This window comes from Salinimicrobium aquimaris, assembly GCF_035607535.1.
Classification (GTDB): Bacteria; Bacteroidota; Bacteroidia; order Flavobacteriales; family Flavobacteriaceae; genus Salinimicrobium.
In genome coordinates this window covers 26,120-50,812 of sequence record NZ_JAYDZX010000006.1, presented here as the reverse complement: position 1 = coordinate 50,812, position 24,693 = coordinate 26,120, and the positions used below count along the sequence as shown (strand labels likewise).

The following is a 24,693-nucleotide window of genomic DNA, read 5'->3' as shown; positions in this document are numbered from 1 at the left end:
AAATAGCGGCATCAAAGGGAATTTTTGAAAGGCAGAAACCCTAGAATCTGTAACTGAAACCGGAATAAATACCTAAATAATACGGGCTCAAATTTTCTGAGCTTCCCAGCCTTACTTTCACGGTGGGCTCCAAATTGACCTCAATATTCTTAAAAAGGCGATATCCCAGTCCTATTCCAAGATTTCCGGTGTAATGAAGTTTTTGTTCTTCAGCTTTATTTTCAGGTGCTCCTGCAGGCATGTTCCGCATAGGAAAAGCAGTGTCTTCTAGGAACAACAGGCTGCTTCCCCCTAAGAGGTGAAGCTGCAGTTTTTTGTCAATTAAAGTATATTCCATCTCCAGGGGCAGCTCATAAAAACTGGAGTTGCTACCGGCTACATCAACTGTAGGAGCTGCAAGAGTTGTATTGGCGTTTCCCGCCACACTATTGGCTTGTACGCCGCCGGCATAGGTCACTGTAGGTGCGTTGCGGCTTATTTCCATTTTATTGACTCCCGAGCGTATTGCGATCTTATCTGAGATCTTATAAGAAACACTTACCCCATAAGCAATTGAATTTCCCTGGCTGCCCTGCTCGCCGCTACTGCTTCCATTTGTGAAAAGGGGTGCAACTTTAGTGCTAAGTCTCAGTCTGATTTCAGCCATTTTTCCCGCTTCTATTTCAGTGTGCTCCCTTTCAGGATCTTGTATAAGTTCTTCTGAAAGAATTGCATCTGCAGTGTTTTCTTCTGAAGCAATTGCGTCTGCAGTGATTTCCTCAGGAGTGTTTTCAGTAAGTGATTTTGTCGGGTTCTGGTCTGCTATTTCCGAAGAAGGAAGCACACCTGATTCGTTGTCAATGTTTTCCTCATCTTTTGTTACTTTAGAAGCAATGGCATTGTGAGTAGGGAAAGGAATAAGTTTTTTAGCCTTTTTGGCACTCCTGTTTTTGACGATGATCCCTTCAGGCTGCCTTACTGGCTCCTGCTTCTGCTCCTCGTATGGTTCAATAGTTTTTTCTTCTGTTTGTTCTTTCCGGTCTTCAGAAGTAAGAGCGGGAATGGATCTTTCAGTATTAAAAAGATCAGGGGAAACAAAGTAATCCAAGGCCAGGGTTGCGGCTATCATCAGCGCAGCAGCGACTCCGGCGATCTTATACCAAAAAGGTAGAAAGATGGATCTCTCCGGCTGTTTAGCAGGTAGCTGACTCATAATATTGCTCCAGGCATCCTCTGGCGGTGGAACTTCCTTCCCCAGAAGCCTTTCACGGTACAGCTCATCCAGATTTTTTTGTTTTTTCATAAGTTCTTTGCTGGAAGTAAGTGAAGATGATTTTCTATACGCTCTTTCAATTTTTGTCTGGCACGTGCGAGATTGGATTTAGAGGTGCCTTCAGAGATTTGAAGTGTTGCAGCTATTTCTTTGTGCGAAAGACCATCCAGCACATACATATTGAACACATGCCTGTAGGCGGGTGATAACTCCTGAATTATTTCAAAAAGGAAATCAGTGTCTGGAAGATCCTCTTCATATTCTACGTTGATCTCATCGGGATAATCTTCAGTAATAGCTAAAAAAAGGTGCTGTTTTTTGCTTTTTGTAATAGCGGTATTGATAAATATCCGGGTCATCCAGCCTTCAAAAGATCCTTTGTTCTTAAACTGGTGGATCCCGGTAAAAATTTTTACAAAACCATCCTGAAGAAGGTCCTGTGCTTCCTCATAACTACCGGAGTATTTAAGGCACAGAGAGAAAAACCGGCCCGAATATAAACGGTACAACTCTTCCTGTGCCTTTAGCTCCTGCTTTTTACACCTAATGACAAGCTTTTTTAAGCTCACCTAAATTTTCATATTTGTTACTACTCGCCCGTCGTATTTGCAACTCCTACCGGAACTATAATTTCAGTAAAAATGTTTTCACCATCTTCATCCAATCCATTCCAAAGGTAGAAAGTGTAGGGATGATTTTCATCAATGATGATCCTAAAAGAACCTTCTCTTTCCAGGTCTCCTCCTTCAGTGTCGCATACAGTTCCCTCTCTTATGGAAGCTACCCCGGTAATGTAAATGTCTCTTCTTTCATCTCCATGTTCAGCTCCCCGGGTTACCTGTAAGCCTGCAGAATTATGACACACGTCTGGCAGTAGATAAGTGACTTCCACAATAAAGTTTTCTCCCGGTGCAAATAAAGAGGGAAGGTTGGTTTCTACAACTTCTGCAGGAACTAAGAGTAGATTAGGTTCATCATCCACACTGCAGGCGGTAAAAAGTGAAACACAAGCAAATAATAAGATCAGTTTTTTCATGTTTATGTTTTATGAATTTGTCCTTTACCTATATGACCTGAATTCTTCAATTGGTTGCGTAAAAAGAAAATTTTTTAAGAAATTATCCTGAATTGATATTTCCCCTTTCCAACAAGAACAACCATAACAGGCTAACCTCTATTCAGTTGTCCCGGGAGAAATGTAAAAGTCCGGTTAATTTTTAGTTTTTGGGCGTAGAGATAGTTAACTTTTTAGAAGACCAAAAATTTAAAACCATGGCAAAAATAGAGGTAGAAGAAAAACAGAATGGAAAGCCCAAAGGGAATTCAAAATGGTATATAATAGCTGTGATTGTGATCATTTCAATTATAGTAGCCTGGATCGCTCTTTCTGAAGATAACAGGGCTGATGTTGAAATTCCACCCGAGCCTGTGGTGCTCAATTCAGAGGCCTTTGGGCATATTCATTATCAAATGTCGTAATTAAAGATCTACAGAAAATCGGAAGATCGTAAAGGCCCAGGTAAACCGGCTGCAGCAAAAGCACAAGCCAAATTTTGAAGCACTACTTTTCCATTACTGGGTTATTGGCTGCAGCTCCTGGAGCAGGATTTACTATAAATTTCCTGCCATTCCGGCATTGATTTTTCCAATCAACATCAAAAAACTATCAGTTAATTTTATTATATTTTAGGAGAATTAATTAACTAAAAAATAACCACAATGGCACACAACGAACATCGTGATTCTCCCGGTACTCATAAAGCCTGGGAAGTAAACGAATCGAGCAGATGCCCTTTTTTAGGAGGGGCCCTGGACAAGACTGCCGGAAGCGGAACTTCTAACCGTGACTGGTGGCCTAATATGTTGAATCTATCTATACTTCGGCAGCATTCCAAACTTTCCGATCCCATGGATGAGGATTTTAACTACGCCGAAGAATTCAAGAGCCTGGACCTGGAGGCTGTAAAGAAAGACCTTCGCAAACTTATGACCGATTCCCAGGATTGGTGGCCGGCAGATTACGGGCACTACGGCGGATTATTTATCCGGATGGCCTGGCACAGTGCCGGTACCTACCGAATAAGTGATGGTCGTGGAGGGGCAAGTTCGGGTTCACAGCGGTTTGCGCCTCTCAACAGCTGGCCAGATAATGCCAATCTTGATAAGGCGCGCCTGCTGCTTTGGCCAATAAAACAAAAATATGGCAGAAAGATCTCCTGGGCAGATCTTATGATCCTTACCGGAAATGTGGCTCTTGAATCTATGGGTTTTAAAACCTTTGGATTTGGGGGTGGACGTGAAGATATCTGGGAATCTGAAGAAGATATTTACTGGGGGTCTGAAGGAGAATGGGTAGGTAATAAGGAACGCTATGCCCGGGATAATAAGCTGGAGCAGCCGCTTGCAGCTTCCCACATGGGCCTAATTTACGTAAACCCAGAAGGACCAAATGGAAATCCCGATCCTCTTGGTGCGGCAAAGGATATACGGGAAACTTTTGGGCGTATGGCAATGAACGACTATGAGACTGTTGCACTTATCGCCGGTGGCCATACCTTTGGAAAAACGCATGGTGCGGCCGATCCTGTAGAGTATGTTGGTGCAGAACCTGCAGGTGCCGATATTACTGAAATGGGATTGGGCTGGAAGAATAAATTCGGTACCGGGAATGCCGGTAGTACCATTACCAGCGGAATAGAAGGTGCCTGGACAGATACCCCCACAAAGTGGAGTAACAAATTTTTTGAAAACCTGTTCAAGTATGATTGGGAATGCCATAAAGGTCCCGGTGGAGCATGGCAGTGGAGACCAAAGAATGGAGAAGGTGAGGGCACGGTACCCGATGCGCATGACCCCAACAAGAAACACGCACCATTCATGCTCACTACAGATGTAGCTCTTCGTGAAGATCCCGAATATTACAAGATATCCAAAAACTTCCATGAGAATCCGGAGGAGTTTGCCGATGCATTCGCAAAAGCATGGTACAAGCTAACTCACCGTGATATGGGACCTATTGATCGCTATCTCGGCCCCGAAGTTCCCAAAGAGGAATTGATCTGGCAGGACCCTGTCCCGAAGGTGGATCACGATCTTATTGAAAAAGATGATATCGCTGAACTTGAAAAAAGCATCTTTGCTTCAGGATTAACAGTATCTCAACTTGTCACTACAGCCTGGGCTTCGGCATCAACCTTCCGTAATTCAGATAAAAGGGGAGGAGCAAATGGAGCACGCATTCGCCTGGAACCACAGAGACACTGGGAGGTCAATAATCCGCCGCAACTACAGGAAGTGCTGTCAAAGCTGGAGAAAGTTCAGCAAGAGTTTAACGAAGCCCAGAGCGGAAACAAAAAAGTTTCTCTGGCCGATCTAATTGTGTTGGGAGGATCTTTAGCTGTGAAAAAAGCTGCTAAAGAGGCCGGTTATGATATTGGAGTTCCTTTCGCCCCGGGAAGAATGGATGCCCTGGAGGAGCAGACAGATGTGGAGGCCTTTGAAGCCCTTGAGCCAATTGGCGACGGCTTCCGGAACTATGTCAAAAAAGGGGAACACTATGGCGCTTCGGCAGAGGAGATGCTGGTAGACAAGGCACAATTGCTCTCTCTAAGTCCGCCGGAAATGACGGTGCTGGTAGGAGGAATGCGGGCTCTTGGTGCCAACTTCGATGGTTCCAACCACGGAGTGTTTACAGAGAATCCCGGACACCTTACCAACGATTTCTTTGTGAACCTCATTGACATGAACACCACCTGGAAAGCTAAAACAGATGCCCAGGATGTATTTGAAGGTCGTGATCGCAAGACCGGCGAAGTGAAATGGACGGGAACCAGGGTAGATCTTATTTTTGGTTCTAACGCTGAACTTCGCGCACTTGCAGAAGTCTACGCACAGAACGATTCTAAGGAGAAGTTCGTAAAGGATTTCGTCAAGGCGTGGGATAAGGTGATGAACCTTGATCGCTTTGATTTGAAGAAGTAGTCTTAGATACTATCGGTTTTTAAAAGCGCCTTGAGATCAAGGCGCTTTTTTATTTCTGCTCAACTCCTTCAGGCATCAAACCTGAATTTTTAGTCATTCTTTCCCGCTGCCCATAAGATCCCCCGAATTAGGTGCTTCAAAAATGCAGGTTCCTGATAGCTTTCAGGAGTATGGCCACCTCCCGAATAAAAAGCTCTCCCGCCATCGAAGTCATGGTACCAGGCGATGGGATGGTGATCACCGTTTTCTCCTCCTTTATAGCTCTGCTCGTCAAGCCTTGCCAGGACAGTCACTTCAGGATTTAGGTTTTTGTAATTATACCATTCATCTCTACGTTCCCATTTTTCCGGTAGGTGCTGGGTTGAGGGATGATCCTTATCTATGACTTCAATTGTTGCTGATTGTATTTCGGGATGGGATTGAAAGTAACCACCCACCAGTTTCCCGTACCAGGGCCAGTCGTACTCGGTGTCGGCTGCGGAATGTATCCCGACATAGCCATTGCCCGCCCTGATAAATTTTTCAAATTCCTCCTGTTGATCGCTATCAAGTACATTTCCGGTGGTGTTAAGAAAAACAATGGCTTTGTACTGTATCAGGTTTTCTTCCCGAAAAAAGTCGGCATCGCTGGTTGTGTCTACTACAAACCCGGCTTTTTTGGCGGCTTCCATTAAAGCTTTTTTTCCTGCAGGAATTGACTGGTGTACAAATCCGTCAGTTTTTGTAAATATCAGGATCTGCGGTTTTTCCTGAGAGAAACAGCTGGAAACCGTCAGGAAAAACAACGCTCCAAAAAGGGAAGAAATAATGAGCTTTTTCATGGGCAAGTTTAATTATTGTGGGTTAATAGAAACCAACTGATTTTCCTCCAGGGAGAAAAATCCTTAATCCTTATTCATTAGTCCTTCATAATATTCCTGAAGTACATAAAAGGCCTTCTTTTTAGTCCCTTCATTGTCTATAAGTCCTTTTCTGTTCCAGCCCTCCTGGTAAACAGGGTGATTCCTTCTGGGGGATCTAAAATCTGTGAGGATCCAGGGGGATAATCCGCTGTAATTGTCGGGCATGCGCTTCATCATTTCCACCTGCTCCTTGTAATACCACTCCTGGTATTCTTCACTCCACCGGGTCTCTTTATCGGCATGGAACCCGGCCTTTGCACCGGCACCCGTCTCGCTAAAGAAAAGCGGTTTGTCATAGATCACCTCCCATTTTGCCATTTTTGAATCCCCGGGTAACCCGCCATACCAGCCAAGATATTCATTGATTGAAACTATATCGGTAAACTCCCCAAGGGGATCGTCAATTCTAAAGACGCCTTCGTCGTTCTTGACTTCCAGGGCTGCCGAAATGAGCCGGGTGTTGTCCAGGGCTCTGGCTTCAGTAATAAGGCTTTTCATGAATTCGGTGCGAACAGGAGAGACAGGGGTTTCATTTCCCACACTCCAGATTATTATTGAAGCGCGATTTCTGTCTCTGTAGATCATTTCTTTTAGCTGTTTTTTTGACTTTTCAAGCACCTCTTCACTTTCGAAATTTATTGTCCAGTAGACCGGAATTTCAGACCACACGAGCAGCCCAAGAGAATCAGCCATTTTGGTCATGTTGGGGTTGTGTGGATAATGTGCCAGGCGAACCATGTTGGCATTGAGATCTTTGACATAACCAAAGAGCTGCCTCGCATCCTCTTTGCTGTGCGCTCTTCTCATTTGCTGCGGAATCTCCTCATGAATGCTGATACCGCGTAAAAATATCTTCTCTCCATTAAGCAGAATGTCTTTTCCTGAAGTCTCAATTTTCCTGAAGCCAATTCGATCTTTAATTTGTTCCCCGTTAATGCTGAAGATCACCTCATAAAGCTTCGGGTTCTTTGGCGACCACAGTTCCAGATCTTTAGCGCGAAGGCTAAAACTGATACTATCTCCTGCAGGCTTAAGTTTCTGTTTTATTTTAAGCGCCGGGATTTCAAGAAAAATTTCAGCCTCATCGTCAACCTTATTCAGCTTAACAAAACCATCTATGCTCATTCGGTTCAGTTTTTTGGCTTTCTTCAGATCTAAATTCTCCTGGAGGTGTAGACCATATTGCTGAATAAAAGTTTCGGGCACCCTTATCAGGTTTACGTCCCGTGTAATTCCGCCGAAGTTCCACCAGTCGGTATTGACGGTGGGAATTTCTTCCGGATGTCTCTTGTTGTCGACCTTGACCACAAGGAAGTTGTTTTCCTTTTTCAGAAGAGATTGGGGCACCTCGAAATTGAAGGGTGTAAACCCACCTTTGTGGCTGCCGAGCTTCTTTCCGTTGAGGTACACATGAGCTTCATAATTCACTGCGCCAAAATGAAGAAAGACCTTCTCGTTTTCCTGAAGCTCTTCCAGGTCGAATTCGCGTTGATACCATACAGTTCCTTCATAGTATTTAAAAACCCTGTCCTGCGAATTCCAGTCCCCGGGTACCTGCAAAGTATATTTCTCTCCATAGCCGTGCTCCACACGATCCCAGCGATTCTCTGTGACCGGCCGGTTCCAGTAAGCTTCAGGATCATTCTCGTTTCTTTCCCGATAACGGTAGTCATAAAATCCTGTTTCATAAGGGTCGATGATGTAGCTCCAGGTGCCGTTAAGGGAAATAGTATTTCTGGCATCGACGTTCATAATAAGATCCTCTTGTCCTACCGTCTTCAGAGGTAATAAAAAAAGGAGTAAAAGCAGATTAGAAATTCTGTTCATCATCAAAGAAATTTGGAGGTTGGGTACAGGAAAATGGCTTTTGAAAGCCTGAAATTATGAGGTGTCAAAAATGGCATTTTTGAGAAGTATTCTGTATCCCCTAAGTTAGTAAAAGTTTTAGATCTTATCCTGAGCCTTGTCTTAATCATGGATGAACTTCAAAAGCACCAGAGAAAATAAATTCTAAAAGTAAAAGGCGACCAAAATTGATCGCCTCCTATTATTTTTTGTGACAGTAAAAATTAGTCCATGCTAATGTCAAGTTCTACTACCGGCACTTCCCCGGCACCTTCCTTTAGATAGGTGTTGAACCAGCGCATCATTCTTAGGCTAAAGTCGTACCTGGCTGTGGATTTTCTGTTCCCATGGCCTTCACCCGGGTATAGTACGAGCCTCACAGGAGTGTCTGTCCTGGTCTTGATATGCCGGTACAATTCGTATGACTGCCCGGGATCCACCCGCGTGTCTTCCTTTCCATGAAGGATCAAAAGCGGGGTCTTAGCTTGATCTGCATAAAAAATCGGGCTGCGCTCCAGGAAGAACTGGTAGTCATCCCAGATCCTTTTGCGGGAGTGAACCAGGAACATTTCTTCAGGAATGTCACTGGTTCCCCATTTGGAGATATTGTTACTGATGCCCACAGACATTACTCCGGCCGCAAACCTGTCGGTATGGCGGGTAGACATCCAGGCTGTTGCGTAACCTCCGTATGAACCTCCGGTAACTCCAACCTTACTCCTGTCAATCCCATGATTAGCTATCAGATAATCAATCCCGTCAATGATGTCATCAAACTCTTTTCCACCCGGATCACCCTGGCTTGATTTGGCAAATTCGGCACCTCGTCCTGTACTTCCGCGGTAATTGGGATAAAAAACAGCATATCCTTCACCTGCTCCCATTTGGCCGGGCATACTGTAACCGGTAAGCCAGCCGTTGTCGTAATGAGCTTCGGGTCCCCCATGTACTACAGTGATAAGGGGAGTGTTGTTCTGTTGATTCACAGGATGAATTAAGATTCCCTGTATCTCCAGTCCGTCCTTGGCCTTATAAGTGATCACCTCCTGCTTCCCCAGTTTTTCCTGATCCAGCCATGGATTGGAATTTGTTACGCGCCTGGCTTTTGAACCTTTGGCATCCAGAGTGAATAATTCGCCCGGGTGTTTAGCGGTGCTCCCTACAAGGGCCATGGTACCATTGTCGGCTACAGAGAGGCCGGCAATACTCAGGTTGTCATCTCTAAACGTTCTGTTCATCTTTCCGTTACGTCCTATGGTTCCAATGCTGCTGTAAACGCCTTCGCTAGCCAGGTATGTAAGGGTGTTATTGTCTTTCCAGGCAATATCTTCAAACTTTCCTGCAAAGCCAGGATTGAGATTTATAGGTGTTCCTCCGGTTGCATCTACAATGAATATCCTGCCATCGATTGGATCATGCTGATCTTCCCCGGCTATAAATCCTATTTTCTTACTATCGGGGCTCCATTTAAGGACTCCCAGTTTGGCTTTGTGGTCTACCTGTGCAGTGACATTTTGAGAAGCAGCATCTAAAATGTAGATTTTTTGTCCGGTGTAAAAATCGTCAACCAGAGAGGAAGGGGCTGCACTTACAGCAATCTTTTGTCCGTCGGGGCTCCACCAGGCTCCGGTGACGTGGCCTTCAACCTGTAAGGACTTAGGAGCCGGGTTTGAAAGATCGACCATGTATAGCATTGACTGTCGAAGGCCTTCTTCGTAGACTTCAGGTTGATATGGAAGCTGAAAGTCACGGCTTTCTTCCGGCTCATGAGAGATGAACAAGAGTTTATTGCCCTGGGGATGCCAGTCGTAGGAAGAGATGGAGCTTTTGAATTCATAGATCTTCTTGGCTGCGCCACCGGTAGCACTTACCTCGTACAGGGAGGTGTTTTTATCATTCTGTTGCTTTGCAGTAAAAGTAATACTCTTGTGCTGAGGCCTGAATTCCACGTTTGATACGCTATAATCGGTTACCAAGGGCGTGCTGCTGTTTGCCGCTCTATCATGGACGTAAAGATGGATATTGGCGGGAGCATTTTCTTCCTTTGGAGGCACGGGTTTTAAATGCTGATACACTACCTTATCTCCCGACCCGGAAATAACAGCACTGGTAATATATTCCATTTTCGCCACATCGGCGGGAGTGAGAACATTCTCCTGCGCAAAAAAGGAATGGGCAACGAAGAATAGTAATAACGTCAGAGTTCTTTTCATGATGGCTATGTTTATGTTAAACCTGAATTTTCGCACCTTAAAATACAGCAAAATAAGGAGGATTACAAGCCGGAGTTTTCAGCCTGCATTCGAATCGTAAAGGGCGCCACAGCAGATATCTTTTTTACACCCTTCGTCTTTCAAACCCGCAAAGAAATCTGGCACGACTTCAGTAGTCGTAAATCACCAAGGCAAGAACAGGAGAGACATTAAAAAGCAGCTGAGAAAAATGAGAAAATCAATTTTTTCGGCATGCCTGATTAAGGGGTACTTGTAAGGAGTTCTTCTGCTTCGGCCGGTTTTCTCAAGAAAATTAGGGTAGAATTTATGTAGTCGCCCAAATTTGCTCCCTGTACTGCTCCTTCTTCAACGGCAGCTCTGTAGTGTATGCCTCCATATAGCCGACTCATAGCAGCCTCTTCAGCTGCGGCATTAAAAGAAGAAAATTTCCTGGCAGGAAGGCCATATGGAATTTCTGTAATGTCTTCAAAATCGAAATTCTCACCAAAAATGGAAGTTAAGGCTCTTGCTGCAGAGGTTGATACGACAGAATGGCCGCTGGTATATTCAGGGAAAGGAGGAGTCTGTAGGATCGGTTTCCAATTTTTGTCTAGATGTTCTGCAATCAAGGTTTCAGGTCTTATAAGGTTTGAACGATATTTTTCGTCCCAGCAACTTATAAAGGCATCAAAAATAGCAATTGAGGTCTTGGTATAAGCGTATACCGTTAATTCGAAATCGGCTTGAGATTGCAAGGCAGCTATTTTACATATACCCATCCAGTGAGCTCCGGGGGTGATCTTTTTTTCAGCAAACATATAATGACCTCTGGTAATTGAAACGTATGGATTACAGTCCCAAAACCTGGCGATCTCAATTTCGGGAGAGTTCTTCTCCTTTGCCCTGATTGATTCGCTTATATTATATACTTCTACCAGCTGCCGGTAGAATTCACTGTCCTTGTCCAATGAAAATGCAGGTGGCGGGAGAGGCTTGAATTGCGAAGCAGAATCCATTACCATTGGTCTTATTTTATTCCAATGCGGCTCTATGCCTTTCATATATGCCGGCGGTGTTGGCTGCCAACGATGGGGCTCATCGTCAAAGAAATCGTAGTCGGGCATGGTGCGGGTTTCCTGGTAATTGTCGGCTTCCATCCATTGAAGAACATTTGAAGCCACCGACTCTGCATAGGTCCTTGCCTTCTTTAGACTTTGCGGGTTACGCTCTGACCAAACATCATAAAGACTATCCCTGTATTTTTGAATCTCTTCTTCTGAAAATACCAGCTTCTCTGCGACCTGCAGATATGCGATCAAGGCGGAAAGCTTCAAATTAGTTCCCTGTTCCGGTAAAACAGGTGGAGAGAATTTCTCAAAATCATTTAATTGGGGTGCAAGTGAGACATATTCAGTAGAAGTTGAGTTCAGTGCTTCATATGCTGCTATATTGGGATAGGCGTAAACCCTGCTGGCTTGAGGAGGTGAAAAAATATCATTCACCATTATAGCAGTTACTTTATCTACCACGGCATGGTAATCATTTGGAGTTATCTCAATCTCCTGTTTTGGTTGACAACCGGTAAAAATTGAAATGGAGAGACCCCAAAAAAGGTATTTTGAGCATTCATTAATCTTCATAGCGGTATGATTTTAAAGGAGCATCATTATTTATGATCAACAGGAGCTTTTGGTCTTGAAGATTTACTTCCTCTATTGCTTTCACTTCGTGTTTAAAAGAGTCTACTCCCAGATCACTTACGGGAATTACAGCATTCATATTCTTGATCATGTAGCCTTGTAAAGCAGAATATGTCCCTTGATAGTTATTACTTCTATAGGTATTACCGCCAGCCAGGACTCCTTCTTCTCCGCCTATATTGATCTTTTTAAAGGTGTTGATGGGAGCCAGCTGAAGTTGATAAGGGAACCGTATGAAACGACCGAACTTGCCGTTCTCATTCTCCAAATAGCCTGAAGAAAGAACATGTACCTCGTTCAATTGTGCCTGCCCAAGCGTATGTGGAGTAAAAATTTCCTCCATTGTTTTAAGGGCGTAGTCGGCGTGACGTACATACCGTTTTTTGATGATATTGAGCTGGGAAGCCAATTCGTCTTTTGAATGAATTGGATAATAAGAGTCCCCTTTATTATAGGCAAGCACCGTTTCAGTCTTTCCATTCTTGTCAAAGTCGAGGTAGTACATTCGTAAAGGAGCTTCGGGCGTGGGGTTAAACTTGGAATTTTCTCCCCAGTTCCCCAGTAGGATATCCTCATCTCCATCCTTGTCAATATCAAACACGCTTATACTTTGCCACAGGCCATTTAGGTTTAAAGGAGTGTCCTGCGGAATAAATCCGGTTTCAGAATTAATAAATATCTTCGGGGCATCCCATTCCGTAGCTACAATAAGGTCAGCTTTGCCATCAAGATCAATATCTCTCCATAGTGCGTCGTTGACCTTGGTTCTCAGGCTGAAGTTTTCAAGTTTTGAAAATTTTCCACGACCATTATTGACCAGGATATAGGAGTCTACTGAAGAACCAAATTGTTGAGCTGCTGTTAGGTTACCTATGAACAGGTCCATGTCCCCATCCAGGTCAAAGTCATTGGCTTTTACAACTGATGTGACAAGATCATTTCCGGGAATAGCTTCCCCTGAAATTTTAAAGTCATTGTTCTCGAAGATATAAAGCCTGTCACTCGAGTTACTGCTGCTGTTTTTGCAGATTCCGCTGCCTACATAAAGGTCAAGATCCCCGTCTCCATCTGCATCAAAAAAGGCTGCAGTATTGTCCTCGTATATACTGTCTCTGGCAAAGGCAGCTATTGGCAGAGCATTGAGTTCGTTCCCGGAATTTAGATAAAAAGTGGCAGCCTTGCCTGAAGCAGCTCCAATATAAAGATCCTTAAAACCATTCCCATCTACATCACCAACTGCCACAGCAGGGCCTACAGTGGAAACCTTATAAGGAATAAGCTTCTCATTCAGGAAGTCGTTGTAAGTGTCTTCCCGATGGGAATAGACAATCTCTTCAGAATTTGTGAATAGCGGTTTTATCTTTGTATTTTTTTTGAAGTCGTAGGTGGCGAGGTTTTCCTGATAGGTAATTTCATGCTTCTGATTCAATTGAATTTCCCTTATCACCTGTTTCTTTAGGTTTGGCCATATCACGATTGTGGAATCGACCTGATCATTCTGTCCCAGCCCAAAATGAAGATCACCTGTAATGGCTGATAAAAATCCTCTGGATTTATAAAGACTTCTTGTTTGCACTTCATTCCCCGAGTATACTTTGACGGTAGCACCAATTCCTTCGATGTTGGAGGGAAGGTATTTTAATTTAAAAGTGAGAAAGTTGTTTTGGGCTTTGTTCCTGTTCCTGTATATGGAAGCAGGTGCATTGAGATTGTTTACCACCAGATCCAGATTGCCATCTTGATCGAGATCCACATAAATACCACCATTGGAGAGTCCGGGTTCATCGGTGATCCATTGGCCCGTTCTATTGGTAAAAGAAACTGAGTTGCCTTCAAAAACTTTATTGGCCACCTTACCCCCGGGCATGCTGTCAATGGACTTGTATAGCCAGGTAAGTCCTTCGTCCTTACTTCTTCCTTTAAAAGCATTAGCTACGTACATCCTGAAATCCAGATTATTCGGGCGTCGCAGGATACCGTTGGTTATGAAAAGGTCCTGATGTGAATCATTATTAAAATCGGCAAACAAGGCAGCCCAACTCCAGTCGGTATCTGCTACACCATCCAAAAGTGCTTTTTCTGTGAAGTGTTTTCCGTTGTTGTTATTGATCTGCAGCATATTCCTGGCAAACTGGTCTTTATACCCGAGTTTCCTTAGCCTTTGCTGGATGTAATACATGGCATCATCACCTTCAGTTTCCTTGAGGACACGTTCATCTTTGGGAAGCATATCAAGGGTAATTATATCCGGTAACCCGTCAGCATTAATATCCGCAGCATCGCTACCCATTGAAAAGTTGCTGATTATGCTAAAAGCTTCATCTATTTTTTCTGAGAATGTTCCATCCCGGTTATTGATGTAGTAGTAATCATTCTCATGAAAATCATTACAGACATAAATATCTGTATAACCATCATTGTTGAAGTCGGCTAAGCTCGCACTGAGGCCATAGTTGTTGGCTCCTCCATAAATGTTTGCAATTTCACTTACGTCTTCAAACTGGCCTTCGTTGTTCTTTAAAAGCAAATCTCCTACAAGGGGCTATCTATTTTTCCTTGTCTCGGCAGGGCCGTAAGAGTAGGTGGTGTGAACGGAGTGATTAACAATGTAGACATCAAGATCGTCATCCATATCGTAATCAAAAAAATAAGCCTGAGTTGCGTAGGATTCAATGTCCAGGCCGAAATTTTTAGATGCTTCAGTAAAAGTCCCGTCTTGATTATTAATGTATAACTCGTTATGCCCCGTAAAATCAAGAAGACCTGAAACTGCAGAAACATAAATATCAAGCCATCCATCCTTATTGATATCCACCATGGTTGCACCAGTTTGCCAGCTGGCTTTTCCGCCTATGTTGGCTTTTGCTGAAACATCCTCGAATTTAAAGTTGCCTTTGTTGAGGTATAGTTTATTGGGAGTGGAATTTCCAACAAAATAAAGATCGGGTAAACCGTCATTATTTACATCCCCGGCAGCTACTCCTGCACCATTGTAGTAGTAGATGTAATTTATAATGGAATGTTCGGGATCTTCATTTATGGTATTGGTGAAATGAACGTTTGAAGAGTCCGGAGTTATTGGCGCCAGCAAGTAATCGTTAGGTTTGGGGTCTCTTTCTTCACTCTTGCTGCTGGTACAAGAGGTTGCGACAAGGCCAAGGGCAAAAAAGGGAATAAGAAGTCTCATTAGGGCTTGAGCTACTGCAATTTTTTTCTGCTTTTACACAGGTAAGATTAAACTGACTTTACATGATCATTAACAAAAAGTTAACGCTAATCTATAAATTCCTTTTAAATAAAACCTACCTCTTATAAAATTAACATTAAACCTTTTTCCAAAAGAAGAGTCTTTGCGCTCACAACAGCAGGAAAAAGACAAGCATTTTATGAGGTAGATATGAATGGTGATACTTCGGCAGGGAACCTTTTGTATCCATACTTTTGAAATTTGTTTTCCAATTAGCCCGGGCATTTTAATTCATTGCTTTTATTGCTCAAATTCTGGTACAATGATTGCACATGTTTTTGGTTTGCTAAGTAAAATTTTACAATAGATCTGTTATGGGACGACCTTCCACAAAACCAAAAGACCTGAGAGATGGCTATTATATTGAGGTGAAGAATAAAAATCAGAAATCGGGTATAAAGATCCGGAGAGACACCAAGAGCCAGCTTCTTATGGCCATTGATGAATACAAGGAAAATAAAGAGGTTGTCGTTCTCGGGAAACAGGAAAACGGAAAGATGAAAGACATTCCGGGACTTTAGAACCGGTCACAGGTTTCCAATTTCTAGTAATCTACTTGAATTTTTTTATAGGCACTTCACCAAAACAACTTGCCTTAGTAATTGCTGTTGCTTTTCCTGTAGTTTTCTTCTTTTACTTCTAGTTATCAATCCCGCCACCTTATCCTGCAAACCTGTCCGCGCCGGGAAGGTCCAGCTACTAAGTTTTCAGGCGAAGAATTGCAGAATTATGAATTTCATTCGCTGCGGTTCAATACCTGCCTTTCTAAAAAGGATTGGGCGCTAGATGGGAAAGATTTTTCCACTTTTCACTACCCAATTCTCGTTGATCAATTATTATTTTTGGGTTTAAATATCTCTTCTATATGATTAATTTTGACGATTTGAATGGCTTTGATAATCTGGACGACCTCAATGAGGAACTGGAAAAAAGAACAAACGCTCACAATAATGCCCCCATAGATGCTTTTGAAGGTTTGACGCCTGTACAAATGGGTCAGCTGGAAAATTTTCCTAATGATGAAAGTCCACTGGTTCTAAAGGAACTTCCAGAGGAGGAACTTCAAAGCTGTGCATTGCTCGTTCAGATCCGGTTCCTTATGGATAAGATGAAAGGAGGAAAGGAGTTGAAACTTACTAAAACCGGAGCTTTACCAACCAAAGTTGTCAAGGAAATCTACGGATTGGGATGTCTTAAGAACCGGTGGATTGAAGACGGCCTCACTAAATTATCTAAAGAAAGCGATGCCGCAGAAATAAGTATCACCCGTATCCTGCTGGAAATTTCAAGCCTGGCCAGAAAGAAGAATGGAAAACTTAGCCTGACCAAAAAAGGAGAAAAAACTGCAGATGACGGGAATTCCATCCTCAGGGAAATACTCACTGTTCTTTTCTATAAGTTCAATTGGGGTTATTTCGACGGACATGAATCTGAAGACATAGGACAGGTTTTTCCTGCCTTCAGTCTGTTCCTGATTAAAAAATATGGCAGTACCAAAAGATCATCTTACTTCTATGCTGAAAAATATTTTAAAGCTTTTCCGCAGCTTCAGGAAGAGCAGGATTCTTCTTTTAGATGTTACTCGCTACGGACTTTTGAGCGCTACTTCAGGTTTATGGGATTTGTAGATGTCGATAAAGAGGAAATCGTGGGGCCGGTAGATATCCGGAAAACAGCATTTTTCGATAAGCTCTTTTCTCTCGAATAGCAGCTGATAATTCTTATTAGCTTATCAGGGATAAAGTCATAGCTAAAACTCCTTCAAATCCCGGAGCCGGAACAGATAAAAGTGTTCTTCTTTTTTGGCCTTAAAATTTGAATAAACTGCCGTCGTTCTCGATACAAATCTGTCCCTGCCACCGCAGGTCAAGATTCACTCGAACTGACGGGAGGAGAATCAGGCTTCTGCATTGATGAAGCACCTGTCTGCCGGAGGCAGGCTCGAACTATCTAGATCACTCAGCTGATGAGAGGAAGGTCAAAAATGTTATTAACACGGAAAAATTTCCTTTCGCTCAAATATTTCATAAGATCCTGATTCCGCTTTTTATCCTAAGCTCTCCGGCCTTAAAGTCAAAGCAATTCGGATGAAGTTTTTCCTTTAAATTTGGACGACTCAAAATAATATGAGAAGAGTTTTAGAAAGATATAACAACACTGCTTTTGGAAGGTTTGTTCTCCGCAATCAAAAATATGCTCCCATTCTTTTTTTTATGGGCGGTTTTATCTTTGATACGTTAACCTTAGGACGAATAGATCGGGTTTATGATACGGTGGTACTTTGCTCGCATATGACATTATTATCCATAACGCTTTATTTGTACAATACAGTGGATGAAGACAAATGGGAAGGTACTTTTATAAAACGTTATTCCGAATATTTTCCGCTGCTCATACAATTCTTCTTTGGGGCACTTTCAAGTGCTTTTGTCATCTATTTTTTCAGAAGTGTGTCCCTGTCAAAAACTATGTTTTTCTTCATACTGCTGGTGCTGCTCTTATTTGCAAACGAGTTTCTGAAAAAGAAGATCTCCAATAAATACCTTCAGTTCAGTATTTATTTTTTTATCAGTTTTACCTTTTTTGCCTTTATGATCCCCACGCTGATCAGGGAAATGAACACCTTTATTTTTATCATTTCGGGGCTTGTGAGTTTGGGGAGTACGCTGGCACTCATCAAGTTTATTTACAAGTCAAGCCCTGGCACAAGAGCTGAGGTAAGCCCTAAAAAACTGTTCGCGCTTATCCTTTCTATTTATTTAACGATCAATGTTTTTTACGCTTTCAATTTTATACCACCGGTGCCGCTGGCACTGGATACCGGGTTGGTGGCTCATGAGGTGCGAAAGGAAAACAACCAATACATTGTTACTTACGAGAAGAGCCCATGGTATGTATTCTGGCGTAAATATGACATAAATCTTCATCGCCAGCCAGGTCAAAGAGTTTATGTATTCACTTCTGTTTTTGCTCCTACAGATCTAAAAAAGGCTGTTTTTCACAGGTGGAAATGGTATAATCCTGAAACCGAAAAATGGGAAGTGACCGATGATATCGGCTTTAAAGTTACCGGGGGGCGTGATCTGGGTTTCCGTGGATATACCCATAAAAAGAACCTTAAGGAAGGCCAATGGAAAGTGGAAGTAATTACAGAAGAGGAGCTAATACTTGGGGTGGTGGATTTTGAGATTAAAAATACTTCTGAACCTCATGAAGAAGGAATAGTACAGAAATCACTTTAAAGATTGTTTTCATTTTCCTGCTGCGCAAAGTCTCCTGACTTTGAGCTTTCCTATTGCCTTTAAAAAATTGCTTTTCTCAACGTCTCCTGACGTTGCCACAGATCAACTTTCTAGTACAAATTATACTTGGCAAGATTCCAACCCTTTAGCACATCAACAACAGGATTGTCGGCTAAAGTCACTTCTTTCAAAACCCCACTTCCGTTGACGTAGTTCGATGCACTGGAATAAATAAAATCTGAAGCCTTTGCCACTATCCCTGCGCGAACGGGATTGAGATGAATGTAATCCAGTTTTGACCACAAAAATTTTTCACTGTAGATTTCTTCAGCATGATTTCCAGATTGCCAAACCTGGTAATTCTTATTTCTGTTATGACTGAAGGTAGCCTTATGAAACCTTTCCAGAATCCATTCCCTTCGGCTTTCCGGAAGGTTCTGAAGCTTATCAAGAATCGCTGTAGCGGTAAACTTTTTAAAATCCCGTATTAGGTCTGAAAGTGCACCACTTTCAGATTGGACAATAAGGTGAATGTGGTTAGTCATTATTACATATCCAAACAGGATCATCCCTTTGTTTTTGACGCAATAAGAAAGACTATCTATTATACAATCTCTGTTGGCCTGTCTGCTGAAGATGTCCACCCAGTCGACAACTGTGGCTGTGACAAAATGTGCTCTGCTTTGATCTTTTATGGTATAACCTTCTTTCATGGCCTTAGAATCGCTTCAAAATTAAGGAATAGTTAATTGTGGATCAATACTTTGTGGCGATGAAGTCCGGAGACTTCAAGCACTTTTATGTTTTTTTCAATGTTGTAGAAGGCGCGAGGTCAGGAGACCTCACGCAGCGGAGTAATGGTAAAGAGATCGTTTTAAAGACTGTTTTCTCACTACTATTTTTAATACCTATTTTAGTTTTCGGAAGGGTTTCTACAGCGATGAATTTCAAAACCGGTTCTCGATACATCCCGATAGCCATCGGGATACTCGAACTGACGGTTCTGAAATTTATTTTAGTTTCATGAGGATCAGTTTTAGTAATTTTATAATGCGACATATTTTGTCGCATGTTCTTTGTTTCTTTATATCACTAACCACGAGAAACAATTATGAAAATACTTTACCTGCACGGACTCAGGAGCAATTTAAGCAGTGAGAAACGGGAAATTTTAGAGCAGTACGGAGAAGTGTTAGCCCCGGACATTGATTATAGAGCTGAGCACGTGCAGCCGGTAGCTATTCTTCAGCAATATCCCGAAACCGAAATCAATGTCATCATAGGCAGCAGCATGGGCGCATTAAATGCTTTCATCATTTCCAGTTGGATAGGACGGCCTGCTCTTCTGTTTAATCCGCCTTTAGCCAAGCATCCAAAGAACCCAACGCTTCCGCAGCCAAAATTTATCAGGGGAAATGCTTTCAAGCAAGTTCTGTTGGGAGCAAAGGATGAAACAGTAGATCCTAAAGAAACTCTAACCTGCCTTGGAAAATATTTGTCCGATCATGAACTGGAAGTTAAAATTGATCCATTTTTGGGACATCGCATTCCGCCTGATCTTTTTGAGGAGCAGGTAAAGATCTTCTTTTCTAAACTTTGTTATTAACCACTATGTCTGTACGCCAAACCATCAAACGCCACTTTAAGATCATTTCATTGCTCAGGACACGCCCTATGAGTTTTGAAGAATTGCAGGACGAAATGTCCAATGATCCTGATTCTATTGAAGAGAATCTCCTGACATCCCAAAGAACCTTTCAGAGGGATCTTCAGGATATTGAATCTATTTACGGAATTATAATCAGGTCCGACCGCAGTCACAACCGGTATGAAATCCTGGAAGATTATGAAGACGACCACTCCCAGCGATTACGAGAAAATTTTGAAATTCTGAATGCCATCCGTCTCTCAAAAAGCCTTGGCAATCATCTCATTTTTGAGAAGCGTAAATCTTTGGGGACAGAGCATATGGCCGGACTGCTTCATGCCATTCAGAACCATCTGAAAGTAAGTTTTAGCTATTATAAGTTTTGGGATGAATCTTTAAGCAGTCGTACTGTAAAACCCATTGCCTTAAAGGAAGCCAGAAATCGCTGGTATTTAATTGCAGTGGATGAAGAGACGATTAAAAATTTCGCTTTGGACAGAATTAAAGGTCTCACGATAACTCCATCGAAATTTACTCCTGTACCGTACAATGTTCACAAAGAATTTAAGGACAGTTTCGGGATCATCAATGGTACAGATGAGGAACCGGTAAAAGTGGTGCTTTCCTTTACACCCCGGGAAGGACGCTACGTAGAATCCCTTCCGCTGCATCACAGCCAGGAACTGGTCCTTAGGAATGAAGACGAAATTAGGTTCAGCTATTTTATCCGGCCTACGTACGATTTTAGGATGGAATTGCTTTCCTATGGCGATCAGGTCAAGGTATTGGAGCCGGAAAGTTTAAAAAAAACCATTAAAGCACAATTACAGAAAGCTCTAAACAGCTATAAATAATTTTTTGAGGCGTCGCCAATTGACGCTTTCTTCCTTCATTTTCGAATTATTAAATAAATAATTCAATCCGCTTCGGTGACTATTCTTCGGAATGTAGGGTAACGCAGAAGAAAGCCGGGGCGGAATTTTACTTCCATATAAATAACCAACCAAATAATCATGAACTACGGAGAAAAGACGGAACCTAAATTTTTACCAGAATTTGATCTGAAATATATTATTGACAGGTGGGGCTCTTACAATAAAGAAAACCTTTACCTGGCTTACTATAGAAAAATTCCGAGCAGCTTTACCTTCAGTGATATTGATATGAAGGAATTTCATCAGCAATTTGCTGATAAATTTCAAGATTGTTTACTCGGCTATCACTATGACAAATATGATGGGAGGGCGGCCTGGCAAAACGACTTCACCTATGTGCTTACGAACGAAATCCTGCTGCACAAGGAAAAAGATGAGGTCACTGTCTATTTCTCAGATGAATACTTCTCGCTGGTAAGGGAGATCATCAGCTTTACGAAAGAGTTTAAAATAGAAAAACCGGACAAAGCATATATTAACTTAATCATCATGCAGCCTCACGGACTGGACAATAAAAAGATCAATTTTACCAAACCAGAACTTGACCTAAAGAATTGCTACAATGACGATTTCCCTGTCTTTCATGAGAAGATCCTGGAGATCCTGCAGGAGAAAGACAAAAGCGGACTTCATCTGCTCTACGGAAAACCGGGTACCGGAAAAAGCACCTACATTAGGTATCTGTGTGGACTGGTAAAAAAAGAGATCGTGTTCCTGCCCGGACAAATGGCACAGAACCTGGATAATATTGCCATGACCAGATACTTAATGGATAATGCTAACTGTATTTTGGTTATAGAGGATGCCGAAGAGCTCATCGTCTCGCGGGACCAGCAGCGCAATTCTAACCTCGCGATGATCCTCAATATCACAGATGGTATTTTAGGAGAATCTCTAGGCATACAGATCATTGCAACTTTTAATACTGATGTTCAAAACATAGATCCGGCTCTTAAACGAAAAGGAAGACTGAAATCGGCTTATGAATTTAAGGCCCTGGTTCCCGAAAAAGCAAATGTTCTCCTTAAGGAACAGAACTCCAACTTTTCAAGTGATGAAGAAATGACTCTGGCAGAGATCTATAACATCAGCGAGGAGGAGCAGTATAAGAGTCCGGTGCGCAGGGCGGTGGGGTTTAAATAATTGTATAATGTATAATGTATAGTGTATAATAAGCTATTATGGCAAAGCTGTTCCTGGACGACCTGCGGTCTCCCGAGATGATCTATGCTGAACCTGGAGCATCAGAATATGACATAGTGAGAAGCTATGCTGAATTTATCGAATATATTCGAGAAAATGGTCTGCCAGATTTCATCAGCTTTGACAATGACCTGGGGCTGGACGAGAGGGGAGAAGTAGCTCCTGATGGTTATGCCGCTGCCAAATGGCTGGTTTACGAATCAGGATTCAACCTGAAAAACCTGGAATTTAAAGTTCACTCCGCAAATCCGGTGGCGGCGGAGCAGATTAGAGGCTTATTGAACAACTATATTATTTTTATTAAGAATAGCTAAAGTTCTTGATCATTTCGACGAAGGAGAAATTTTTTCTCTTCCTGAAGGATATTTCTTACGATAACTTTCCAATGCCATACGTTTACTAATCCGCAGTTCATTGCTTTAACAAAAAATTTAGTTTTAGAAGAATTATAATGAAAGAAAATAAATGGATGTACTTACTTGGTTGCAGAATCAGCTAAGGAGGAATCCATCTCTTTAAAAATTGAACCACTAACCTATAACATTAATTTTATGGAAAATTACAAGTATGAAATGTACGAATCAGACAATGATGAAAGTATAGATGATATGTACGACAGAGGTATTTCTGAAGATGATCTTAGAGATGATCCTTCAACCCGAGATATTATGAATGATCCTGATAGTCCTTATTACAATGGATAGCAACTTATTCATCAAATATAGTCTTAGAAGTTTTATTAGAAAAAAATAAAATATTTCACTTAATCCATATGATCAAATGAATTTAAAAGATTCGGAACTTAAAGAATTAAAGCAAGCCAAGGAATTGTTAGAAAACCCCGGTTTAGCTGCCAAGATTACTAATTATATAGGCATGCCTCTAGAGAAAGGTATGGAGCTGCTTCCAAAGGATTGGAATGGTAAAATTGTAAAGCTAACACATCAAGCCATTACAAAATCAGCTGATGCGGCATTATTTACCATGAAAAACAATCCCGGCGAAAAATCATCCAATATATGGCATAAAGCTACCGTAGCAATATCTGGAGGTGCTGGAGGATTTTTTGGTTTTGCAGGCTTGGCACTTGAATTACCAGTTTCAACAACTATTATGATGCGATCAATAGCAGATATTGCACGATCTGAAAATCACAATCTAAATGATGCTGAAACAAAATTAGCCTGTGTAGAAGTTTTAGCTTTAGGGGGAAAATCTGAAAAAGATGACGGCACTGAGAGTGGTTATTATGTAACAAGAGCCTTACTTACTCAACAAATTACTATGGCGGCAGAACATATTGCCACAAACGGATTAGGTAAGGAAGGAGCTCCAGCTCTAGTCAAATTTTTTACGACTATTTCGAGTAGATTTGGTATACAAGTTACGGAAAAGGCAGCAGCCCAGGCAATACCTGTGATTGGAGCAGCAGCCGGGGCTTCCCTAAACTTACTTTTTATAGACCATTTTCAGGACATGGCAAGAGGTCATTTTATAGTGAAAAAACTTGAAAAAAGATATAACCCGGAATTTATTCAAGAACAGTATATTTCAATATCCCTCAATTAAATTAAATATAAAGCACAAACCACACTGGTGGGTTGTGCTTTATACTTTTAAGTGTTAAAGACTCAAATATTTTAATTTTTCAAATCGTTTAAGCGCCTTTACAATTTCATTTCATCGCTTTCTTCCAATTCTTCCTCAAAATAGGTTTAGCGAAGGTCGTTTCTCCATTCGAAGGTTCGCCAGAATAATGACAATATTTTTCCTGGTAATCTTTATCTCCGTATTTGCTCCACATTTGAAATGCCTTGTTTGACATAGGCCTTTCCGGATTAAATTCAATTTCTTCGCCTGTTCTAATACAGTATCCTACCACTTTTTCATCTTTAGAACTTGTAGTGGTTTGGGTAAATTTTGGCTTTTTAGCTTTAGTTGTTGGCGAATCTAAGAGGGCAGACAGTTTATCTACTGTTACTTCGGACTGCGTGTAGACTTTATGAAGGCCTGCAAATTTTGAATTGTACTGTGGCTTTCGCTCATACAAGAGATCACTGTCTTTTATTACCTGTTGAAAGTATTCTAAAGCATTATTGTCTAAGTTGTCACTGGTCAACTGCCCCGCAAGATTATCTATTATAGATGCGTTAGTTAAGATTCCAAATTCGATATTGTTATTCTGTGAGTAATCATAAAGATTCATTGAGCTGAGTATAGCTTTAGAATCATTAGAATAATATTTCGCATGAAGATGTTCATTATATCTTATCTCAATGTTTGGAAAATCTTTTAGAAATTCAAAATCCTCCAAATTAAAGCTCTTAGAAATATCCTTTTCATTTTTGCCGAAGAGGATTTGAATATGAAGCTTATCATTTTCCTTTTTAGGTTTTAAAGAATTAATAAACCGATTATGAAGTTTAATAAATGGGGAGACAATAATTAGCTGCCGGTCACAATTGTCGAAAATCTCTTCAACAGCTGCGTTTAGTAGATTACCCTTTAAAAATTTTGCCATGGCT

22 protein-coding genes are annotated in these 24,693 nt (G+C 41.8%); 11 read left to right on the top strand and 11 right to left on the bottom strand.

Annotated features, from left to right (window positions below):
• Positions 1–40 precede the first annotated feature (40 nt).
• From VR862_RS08520 to VR862_RS08510, 3 genes are read right to left on the bottom strand one after another with little or no spacing between them, the layout of a single operon-like run.
• The gene (locus VR862_RS08520; protein ID WP_324720537.1) at positions 41–1,282 is read right to left on the bottom strand and encodes a hypothetical protein; all 1,242 of its coding nucleotides are present in this window, start codon (positions 1,280–1,282) and stop codon (positions 41–43) included.
• On the bottom strand, positions 1,279–1,821 hold the full coding sequence (locus VR862_RS08515; RefSeq protein WP_324720536.1) for an RNA polymerase sigma factor: 543 nt from the start codon (positions 1,819–1,821) through the stop codon (positions 1,279–1,281). Before VR862_RS08515 ends, VR862_RS08520 begins: the two co-directional genes overlap by 4 nt.
• 20 nt (positions 1,822–1,841) lie before the next feature.
• Positions 1,842–2,288, bottom strand: coding sequence for a hypothetical protein (locus VR862_RS08510; protein WP_324720535.1), 447 nt, complete (start codon positions 2,286–2,288; stop codon positions 1,842–1,844).
• A 236-nt stretch (positions 2,289–2,524) separates the two neighbouring features.
• Here VR862_RS08510 and VR862_RS08505 point away from each other — a divergent pair, with 236 nt between their 5' ends.
• Positions 2,525–2,731 (top strand): hypothetical protein, encoded by a 207-nt coding sequence (locus tag VR862_RS08505; RefSeq protein ID WP_324720534.1) that lies wholly within the window; start codon positions 2,525–2,527, stop codon positions 2,729–2,731.
• Between the two features lie 240 nt (positions 2,732–2,971).
• Complete coding sequence (katG, locus tag VR862_RS08500; protein WP_324720533.1) at positions 2,972–5,233, top strand: catalase/peroxidase HPI; 2,262 nt, start codon at positions 2,972–2,974, stop codon at positions 5,231–5,233.
• Positions 5,234–5,322: 89 nt separating this feature from the next.
• Here katG and VR862_RS08495 read toward each other — a convergent pair whose 3' ends face one another.
• The 6 genes from VR862_RS08495 to VR862_RS08470 form a co-directional block, all read right to left on the bottom strand.
• Positions 5,323–6,054, bottom strand: a complete 732-nt coding sequence (locus VR862_RS08495) for a ThuA domain-containing protein (protein WP_324720532.1) — start codon at positions 6,052–6,054, stop codon at positions 5,323–5,325.
• A gap of 63 nt (positions 6,055–6,117) precedes the next feature.
• A complete protein-coding gene (locus tag VR862_RS08490) occupies positions 6,118–7,965 on the bottom strand; it encodes a glycoside hydrolase family 2 protein (protein WP_324720531.1) in 1,848 nt (615 codons plus the stop codon).
• A 239-nt stretch (positions 7,966–8,204) separates the two neighbouring features.
• Positions 8,205–10,193, bottom strand: coding sequence for a S9 family peptidase (locus VR862_RS08485; protein ID WP_324720530.1), 1,989 nt, complete (start codon positions 10,191–10,193; stop codon positions 8,205–8,207).
• A 260-nt stretch (positions 10,194–10,453) separates the two neighbouring features.
• Positions 10,454–11,833, bottom strand: a complete 1,380-nt coding sequence (locus tag VR862_RS08480) for a vanadium-dependent haloperoxidase (protein WP_324720529.1) — start codon at positions 11,831–11,833, stop codon at positions 10,454–10,456.
• Positions 11,823–14,420, bottom strand: coding sequence for a VCBS repeat-containing protein (locus VR862_RS08475; protein ID WP_324720528.1), 2,598 nt, complete (start codon positions 14,418–14,420; stop codon positions 11,823–11,825). Before VR862_RS08475 ends, VR862_RS08480 begins: the two co-directional genes overlap by 11 nt.
• A gap of 15 nt (positions 14,421–14,435) precedes the next feature.
• Entirely contained in the window at positions 14,436–15,080 is a 645-nt protein-coding gene (locus VR862_RS08470; RefSeq protein ID WP_324720527.1) for an FG-GAP repeat domain-containing protein, read from the bottom strand.
• Between the two features lie 374 nt (positions 15,081–15,454).
• On the opposite strand from VR862_RS08470, the gene VR862_RS08465 reads away from it, so the two are divergent.
• The 3 genes from VR862_RS08465 (at position 15,455) to VR862_RS08455 (ending at position 18,382) form a co-directional block, all read left to right on the top strand.
• Positions 15,455–15,661 carry a hypothetical protein gene (locus VR862_RS08465; RefSeq protein WP_324720526.1) on the top strand — a complete coding sequence of 69 codons (207 nt, stop codon included), beginning with the start codon at positions 15,455–15,457 and terminating at the stop codon, positions 15,659–15,661.
• A gap of 344 nt (positions 15,662–16,005) precedes the next feature.
• Positions 16,006–16,848 carry a hypothetical protein gene (locus VR862_RS08460; RefSeq protein ID WP_324720525.1) on the top strand — a complete coding sequence of 281 codons (843 nt, stop codon included), beginning with the start codon at positions 16,006–16,008 and terminating at the stop codon, positions 16,846–16,848.
• A 418-nt stretch (positions 16,849–17,266) separates the two neighbouring features.
• Positions 17,267–18,382, top strand: coding sequence for a DUF2914 domain-containing protein (locus VR862_RS08455; protein WP_324720524.1), 1,116 nt, complete (start codon positions 17,267–17,269; stop codon positions 18,380–18,382).
• 110 nt (positions 18,383–18,492) lie between these two features.
• On the opposite strand, the gene VR862_RS08450 is transcribed toward VR862_RS08455, so the two are convergent.
• A complete protein-coding gene (locus tag VR862_RS08450; RefSeq protein ID WP_324720523.1) occupies positions 18,493–19,095 on the bottom strand; it encodes an REP-associated tyrosine transposase in 603 nt (200 codons plus the stop codon).
• Between the two features lie 398 nt (positions 19,096–19,493).
• Between VR862_RS08450 and VR862_RS08445 the strand changes: the two genes are divergently transcribed.
• From VR862_RS08445 to VR862_RS08420, 6 genes are all read left to right on the top strand, one after another.
• Positions 19,494–19,988 carry a YqiA/YcfP family alpha/beta fold hydrolase gene (locus tag VR862_RS08445; protein WP_324720522.1) on the top strand — a complete coding sequence of 165 codons (495 nt, stop codon included), beginning with the start codon at positions 19,494–19,496 and terminating at the stop codon, positions 19,986–19,988.
• Between the two features lie 5 nt (positions 19,989–19,993).
• Complete coding sequence (locus VR862_RS08440; RefSeq protein WP_324720521.1) at positions 19,994–20,884, top strand: helix-turn-helix transcriptional regulator; 891 nt, start codon at positions 19,994–19,996, stop codon at positions 20,882–20,884.
• A gap of 159 nt (positions 20,885–21,043) precedes the next feature.
• Entirely contained in the window at positions 21,044–22,108 is a 1,065-nt protein-coding gene (locus tag VR862_RS08435; protein ID WP_324720520.1) for an AAA family ATPase, read from the top strand.
• Between the two features lie 38 nt (positions 22,109–22,146).
• A complete protein-coding gene (locus VR862_RS08430; RefSeq protein ID WP_324720519.1) occupies positions 22,147–22,482 on the top strand; it encodes a cyclic-phosphate processing receiver domain-containing protein in 336 nt (111 codons plus the stop codon).
• Between the two features lie 237 nt (positions 22,483–22,719).
• Positions 22,720–22,872, top strand: coding sequence for a hypothetical protein (locus VR862_RS08425; protein WP_324720518.1), 153 nt, complete (start codon positions 22,720–22,722; stop codon positions 22,870–22,872).
• 76 nt (positions 22,873–22,948) lie between these two features.
• Positions 22,949–23,737 carry an EcsC family protein gene (locus VR862_RS08420; protein WP_324720517.1) on the top strand — a complete coding sequence of 263 codons (789 nt, stop codon included), beginning with the start codon at positions 22,949–22,951 and terminating at the stop codon, positions 23,735–23,737.
• A 106-nt stretch (positions 23,738–23,843) separates the two neighbouring features.
• Here the strand turns inward: VR862_RS08420 and VR862_RS08415 are convergent, their stop codons facing one another.
• Positions 23,844–24,689: a phospholipase D family protein gene (locus VR862_RS08415; protein ID WP_324720516.1), complete on the bottom strand. Its 846-nt coding sequence runs from the start codon at positions 24,687–24,689 to the stop codon at positions 23,844–23,846.
• Positions 24,690–24,693: the final 4 nt, after the last annotated feature.

Bases quoted from the DNA above. Each gene is read 5' to 3' on its own strand.
- VR862_RS08485 (WP_324720530.1), bottom strand. From the start codon at position 10,193: ATGAAAAGAACTCTGACGTTATTACTATTCTTCGTTGCCCATTCCTTT.
- katG (WP_324720533.1), top strand. From the start codon at position 2,972: ATGGCACACAACGAACATCGTGATTCTCCCGGTACTCATAAAGCCTGG.
- VR862_RS08520 (WP_324720537.1), bottom strand. From the start codon at position 1,282: ATGAAAAAACAAAAAAATCTGGATGAGCTGTACCGTGAAAGGCTTCTG.
- VR862_RS08435 (WP_324720520.1), top strand. From the start codon at position 21,044: ATGAACTACGGAGAAAAGACGGAACCTAAATTTTTACCAGAATTTGAT.
- VR862_RS08445 (WP_324720522.1), top strand. From the start codon at position 19,494: ATGAAAATACTTTACCTGCACGGACTCAGGAGCAATTTAAGCAGTGAG.
- VR862_RS08455 (WP_324720524.1), top strand. From the start codon at position 17,267: ATGAGAAGAGTTTTAGAAAGATATAACAACACTGCTTTTGGAAGGTTT.
- VR862_RS08480 (WP_324720529.1), bottom strand. From the start codon at position 11,833: ATGAAGATTAATGAATGCTCAAAATACCTTTTTTGGGGTCTCTCCATT.
- VR862_RS08415 (WP_324720516.1), bottom strand. From the start codon at position 24,689: ATGGCAAAATTTTTAAAGGGTAATCTACTAAACGCAGCTGTTGAAGAG.
- VR862_RS08440 (WP_324720521.1), top strand. From the start codon at position 19,994: ATGTCTGTACGCCAAACCATCAAACGCCACTTTAAGATCATTTCATTG.
- VR862_RS08495 (WP_324720532.1), bottom strand. From the start codon at position 6,054: ATGAAAAAGCTCATTATTTCTTCCCTTTTTGGAGCGTTGTTTTTCCTG.
- VR862_RS08465 (WP_324720526.1), top strand. From the start codon at position 15,455: ATGGGACGACCTTCCACAAAACCAAAAGACCTGAGAGATGGCTATTAT.
- VR862_RS08510 (WP_324720535.1), bottom strand. From the start codon at position 2,288: ATGAAAAAACTGATCTTATTATTTGCTTGTGTTTCACTTTTTACCGCC.
- VR862_RS08490 (WP_324720531.1), bottom strand. From the start codon at position 7,965: ATGATGAACAGAATTTCTAATCTGCTTTTACTCCTTTTTTTATTACCT.
- VR862_RS08460 (WP_324720525.1), top strand. From the start codon at position 16,006: ATGATTAATTTTGACGATTTGAATGGCTTTGATAATCTGGACGACCTC.
- VR862_RS08420 (WP_324720517.1), top strand. From the start codon at position 22,949: ATGAATTTAAAAGATTCGGAACTTAAAGAATTAAAGCAAGCCAAGGAA.
- VR862_RS08430 (WP_324720519.1), top strand. From the start codon at position 22,147: ATGGCAAAGCTGTTCCTGGACGACCTGCGGTCTCCCGAGATGATCTAT.
- VR862_RS08450 (WP_324720523.1), bottom strand. From the start codon at position 19,095: ATGAAAGAAGGTTATACCATAAAAGATCAAAGCAGAGCACATTTTGTC.
- VR862_RS08470 (WP_324720527.1), bottom strand. From the start codon at position 15,080: ATGAGACTTCTTATTCCCTTTTTTGCCCTTGGCCTTGTCGCAACCTCT.
- VR862_RS08425 (WP_324720518.1), top strand. From the start codon at position 22,720: ATGGAAAATTACAAGTATGAAATGTACGAATCAGACAATGATGAAAGT.
- VR862_RS08505 (WP_324720534.1), top strand. From the start codon at position 2,525: ATGGCAAAAATAGAGGTAGAAGAAAAACAGAATGGAAAGCCCAAAGGG.